The organism is Clostridium sp. Cult1, from assembly GCF_021655095.1.
Classification (GTDB): domain Bacteria; phylum Bacillota; class Clostridia; order Tissierellales; family Tepidimicrobiaceae; genus Schnuerera.
In genome coordinates this window covers 228223-233365 of sequence record NZ_PPXW01000001.1, presented here as the reverse complement: position 1 = coordinate 233365, position 5143 = coordinate 228223, and the positions used below count along the sequence as shown (strand labels likewise).

Annotated in this window: 7 protein-coding genes; 1 reads left to right on the top strand and 6 read right to left on the bottom strand. The window is 32.9% G+C overall.

Annotation, left to right across the window (positions count from 1 at the left end):
- The 5 genes from C3E89_RS01015 to C3E89_RS00995 form a co-directional block, all read right to left on the bottom strand.
- Positions 1–312: LysM peptidoglycan-binding domain-containing protein (locus C3E89_RS01015; RefSeq protein ID WP_236910638.1), on the bottom strand; the 312-nt coding region annotated here is incomplete at its 3' end.
- A gap of 108 nt (positions 313–420) precedes the next feature.
- Positions 421–963, bottom strand: coding sequence for a LysM peptidoglycan-binding domain-containing protein (locus C3E89_RS01010; protein WP_236910637.1), 543 nt, complete (start codon positions 961–963; stop codon positions 421–423).
- A 68-nt stretch (positions 964–1031) separates the two neighbouring features.
- On the bottom strand, positions 1032–1949 hold the full coding sequence (locus C3E89_RS01005; protein WP_236910636.1) for a TIGR01212 family radical SAM protein: 918 nt from the start codon (positions 1947–1949) through the stop codon (positions 1032–1034).
- Positions 1950–2298: 349 nt separating this feature from the next.
- Positions 2299–3063: a permease gene (locus C3E89_RS01000; RefSeq protein ID WP_025642349.1), complete on the bottom strand. Its 765-nt coding sequence runs from the start codon at positions 3061–3063 to the stop codon at positions 2299–2301.
- The gene (locus C3E89_RS00995) at positions 3060–3542 is read right to left on the bottom strand and encodes a permease (protein WP_005585372.1); all 483 of its coding nucleotides are present in this window, start codon (positions 3540–3542) and stop codon (positions 3060–3062) included. Before C3E89_RS00995 ends, C3E89_RS01000 begins: the two co-directional genes overlap by 4 nt.
- A gap of 92 nt (positions 3543–3634) precedes the next feature.
- On the opposite strand from C3E89_RS00995, the gene C3E89_RS00990 reads away from it, so the two are divergent.
- Positions 3635–4306 carry a Crp/Fnr family transcriptional regulator gene (locus C3E89_RS00990; RefSeq protein ID WP_025642347.1) on the top strand — a complete coding sequence of 224 codons (672 nt, stop codon included), beginning with the start codon at positions 3635–3637 and terminating at the stop codon, positions 4304–4306.
- 22 nt (positions 4307–4328) lie between these two features.
- On the opposite strand, the gene C3E89_RS00985 is transcribed toward C3E89_RS00990, so the two are convergent.
- On the bottom strand, positions 4329–5143 hold an 815-nt coding region (locus C3E89_RS00985), incomplete at its 5' end, for a flavodoxin domain-containing protein (RefSeq protein WP_236910635.1).

Genomic DNA, 5143 nt, shown 5'->3' with positions numbered 1-5143 from the left:
TCCTGGATTTGCATTTATTATTGCTTGAACCGATACACCAAATCTTTGACTAAGTGCAAACAAGGTATCTCCTGGCCTTATAGTGTATAAAAATCCATTCGGACATGATGGTACAGGTGGAGCTGCTTGTGGTATACATATTACTTGACCTATTTGTAGATTGTTTGGATCTATTCCTGGATTTATCCTCATGATAGCTTCTACAGTTGTATTATATTTTCGAGCCAATGCATAAAGTGTATCCCCAGATTTGATGGTATATGGAAAACTTCCGCTAGGACATTTTCCTTCTATATCATGCTTTTCTTTCATACTAATCACCTTTCTTTCATATAATTATTCGCACTATATACTATGCAAATAAGATATCAGATGTTAATGATTTGAATAAAAGAAAAAAGGAGCTTAGCTCCTTTTTTCTTAGAAAGTTGGTATGCATATTACTTGCCCTATTTGAAGCCTATTTGGATCTACCCCTGGGTTGGCTCTTATTATTGCGTCTAAACTAACCCCAAATAGTTGACTAAGTCTAAAGAACGTGTCTCCTGCCCTTACTACATAAAGGAATCCATTGGGACATGGTGGAGTTGGAGTTACTGCACTTGGTATACATATCATTTGCCCTATTTGAAGTCTATTTGGATCTACTCCTGGATTGGCCCTTATTATTGCGTCTACACTAACCCCAAATTGCTGGCTGAGCCTAAAGAATGTATCCCCTGGTCTTATAGTATATAAGAACCCATTTGGACATTGTGGTGCCGGAGGAGGCATAGCTCCTGGTATACATATTCTTTGACCTATTTGAAGTCTATTTGGGTCTACCCCTGGATTTATTCTAATTATAGCTTCAACTGTTGTATTGAACCTACGAGCTAATAAAAAGAAGGTATCTCCAGATCTTATAGTATAAGCAAAACTCCCAGAAGGGCACGCTTGCATTGTTTCATTGCGATTATCCATATTAATCACCTTTCTTTATATTTTCTTATGCAATATATAATATGCTAGAAAGGTGTAGGCTGTGAAAGTTATTCAACCCTTAATCCTTGATAAGAGTTCCTTCTTTTTAACTCTTGGTCGATCCCTGAAAGAACTCTCAATTTATCCAAAGACCATCTAGGCTCAAGCAATAAATTCTTTTTCCCATCACCAGTAAGTCTATGGATTACCATCTCTTTAGGAAGTAATTCGAGACCATCTACTACTAGAGATATATAATCTTCCCTATTCAATATTGAAAAGGGAGATTTTAAGTAGTACTCATATAAATCCGTCCCTTTTTGTATATATAGTAGATGAAATTTAATTCCCCAGGTATTAGTGTTTGCCACATATTTTACAGAATCTAAAATATCCCCCTTGGATTCATTTGGTAAACCAAATATTAGATGAGTAACTACCTTTATATCTCTGTTCCTTAAATCCCCTATGGCTTTATTATAGGTTTCTAAAGGGTAACCCCGCCTAATAAACTTAGAAGTCCTTCCATGGATAGTTTGAAGACCTAATTCTATCCATAGATAAGTTTGTTCATTTAACTCAGTTAGAAGCTCTAACACTTCTTCTGATAGACAATCTGGCCTTGTAGCTATAGCTAGGCCTACTACCCCTTCCTGTGAAAGGGCTTCATAATATTTTTCTCTTAAATTATCATAAGAGGAGTAGGTGTTAGTAAAGTTTTGAAAATAAGCAATATACTTATCTGTATTCCATTTGTTTGATAAAAATTCTTTTTGTTGTTGAATTTGTTCCTTTATGGTCAGGATTCTTGAACCTGCAAATTCTCCAGAACCTTCCTCGCCACAAAAAATACACCCTCTATATCCAATAGTTCCATCTCTATTAGGACACGTAAATCCTCCATCTAAAGACAGTTTCATAATCTTTTCCCCAAATTCCTTTCTTAACTCATAATTCAATGTATGATATCTTTTATCTCCCCACATATAACCATCCTCTGCTTACTCAGTATTAACTTACATTTTATCATAAATAACTTTATATATTTCACTAATAAAATAATGGGTATATAAACATAGTATAAATAAAGTTAATCTTGGAAGGAAGAAATAAGGAAATAATGTCCTATATAAATTTACCAATAATATATTAACTGAATCTTTTTCTTCAATTGACATAATTATTCCATCGGATAATAGATTATATGAAAAGATTCTCTTATCTAAATCTAAGGGCTTTTTTTATAAAAAACCCACCTTCATTAGAAATAACAGAAGGTTAGGCTGTTTCATAAAGCCTAACCTTCTACATTAAAATTTTGGAGTGATACCTATCCTAATTCATTTCCATTGTTTGTTTGCCCACTTTTTCTCTAGGTAGTTTTTTATCTCCCATGGCTATAGCTTTGGTAGGACATTTTTCTATAGCTTTTATTATTGCACCTTCCATTTCTTGTTCAGCTTTTGAGTTTACTACCTTAGCCTTTTTATTCCCTACTTTAAAATAGTTTGGGGCCAACTTTTCACATATTCCACATCCTATACAGTATTCTTCTTTTATCACAATTTCACCATCATTTATTTTTTCAGAATCCATAGGAATATCTTTTCTTCTTACTATTTTAGATATGAGATATCCCATTATGAGAATAGCTATAGTTGTCAATACCCATCTTGTTGCCATAAACTTAGGACTTAAAAATTTAGCTTCGTTGGCCAACATAGGTATTTTTATTACTGCCCATGCACTAAGGATTACTACTATATTTGATATGCTAGCTCCCTTTTTTAATAATGTTTTACATACAGGAAAAGCTGCGTATATTGGCCCTGCAGATACACTACCAAGTAATAAAGATATAAAAGAGCCTTTTAACCCAGAACCATCGCCTAAATGTTCCATTATCATTTTCTTTGGAACCCAGGCTTCTATTAGAGCGGTTAATACAAATATTACTGGCATTATCATAAGCATTTCTTTTATATAATAACCACTATTTTTAAAAGATATAATTGCTTTCTCTGTGTTGGATAACAATAATATCAAATAAATTAAAACAACAAATAATAAAAACTTGTTTTTCTTTATCTTTTCCATCATAGTATTACCCCCATTATCATCGAAATTGCAATGGCAAATATAAAGCTTAAACCATTCCTTGCAAGGGCAAATTTCTTACCGAATTCTTGCTTCTCTAAATTAAAAGTTACAAATCCTACCATGGTTAAAGTCGTTAAAAACGCAACTGCTGGCACAATACTAGCCCCCATATCTACAATAGAACCTACTAGAGGAAAGGCCACAAAAGCTGGAATCAATGTAATACTACCAATCAATGCAGAAACTACAGTGGCCAAAAATATATTCGAACCACCTAAATACTCCTTAATGACATGAGGTGGTATAAAAGTAAGGATAAGCCCTATTAAGAACAATATACCTATTATTTGACCTAACATATTACCCATCATTTTCTTAGACATCTTCATGGCATCTAAGGTCCTTTTTTTATCCTTAATCATAGAAATAATGAACCAAATACCTGTGATAAGCCATAAAACCTTGGTGAAAATATCCATAATCCATCCCCTCCCAAAAAATTATTCTTCTCTATTATAATCCTAAATGGTATAATAAAAAGTAACTATAGTTACTTTTTGGAGGTATATTTATGGATATTGATAAATATAAAAGTTTAATTAGTCATACTTACTTATTTAACACTTTTTCCACAGATGAAATTTCTGCTCTATTCAAAGATGAATATTGTACGATTAAAAATTATAATAAAAATTCCATTATATATCTGCAAAATGAAATATGTACTACTATAGACATCCTATTAGAAGGCAAAGTAACTATCCAAAAAATAGATGAAAATGGGAATATATTAACAATTGCCTCCTTTAAGCCTGGAGATATTATGGGGGGAAGTTTAGCATTTTCCAATAATAACGAATATCCTATGACTGTGGTAGCAGAAGCTAAGTCTAGCCTATTACATATTCAAAAGGAACTAATACTAGATTTATGTCAAAACAATAGAGCTTTTCTATCCAAGTATTTGGAATCCCTGTCCATCAAGGCTTTAATCCTTACAGATAAGATAAAGTTCATGTCCCTCAAAACCATTAGGGATAAAATAGTGGAATTTTTGACCTATGAGTATCATATACAGAATAGCAAGATAATTAAATTGGATATGTCTAAAAAAGAATTAGCAGATAGGTTTGGTGTTCAAAGACCTTCCCTTTTTAGGGAATTGAAAAAGATGAAAAAAGAAAGGCTTATAGACTATGACCATAAAAGCATAGTAATTTTAGATGAAGACAGGCTTTTCTAGCCTGCCTTCTGTATATCTCTTTTTATAATTTACCTACAAACTCTTTACCAAATTCAATACATCTATTTATAGCATCTTCATCTGGGTTCCAGAGTTCTTTTATTCCTTCTTGTACTATTTCTATCCTTGCATCCTTTAATCTTTCCTCTAGGATGCCTACAGATTCTCCTGACCAACCATAGGAACCAAAGGCTGCACCCTTTTTATTCTTAAATCCTATGCCTTTTATCATATCAAGTAGGCCACCAGTTGCATGCATTATACTCTTATTTACAGTAGAGGATCCAAATAGCATTGCCTTTGATTTAAACAATTCTGTAATTACATCATTTTTATCGGAGTTAGCAGCGTTAAACAATTTTATATTTACATCCTTGTCTACAGATTTAATACCTTCTGCTATAGCCTCAGCCATCTTTCTAGTAGCATTCCACATGGTATCATATACTATGGTAATCTGGTTTTCCTGATAGGCGCCTGCCCATTCCAAGTATTTTTCTATAATTTGACCTGGATTATCACGCCAAATAATTCCATGGCTGGTAGCTATCATATCTACAGGCAAATTAAATCCTAATACTTCTTTTATTTTATTGGCCACAAGTGAGCTAAAAGGAGTTAAAATATTTGCATAATATTTTATTGCTTCTTGATATAATTCTCCCTGATCTACTAAATCATTATATAATAACTCTGAGGCATAATGTTGGCCAAAGGCGTCATTACTAAATAGGATACTTTCTCCAGTCATATAGGTAAACATACTATCTGGCCAATGTAACATTCGAGCTTCAATAAATATTAATTTATTGTTTTCTCCAATCTCCAATTCATCTC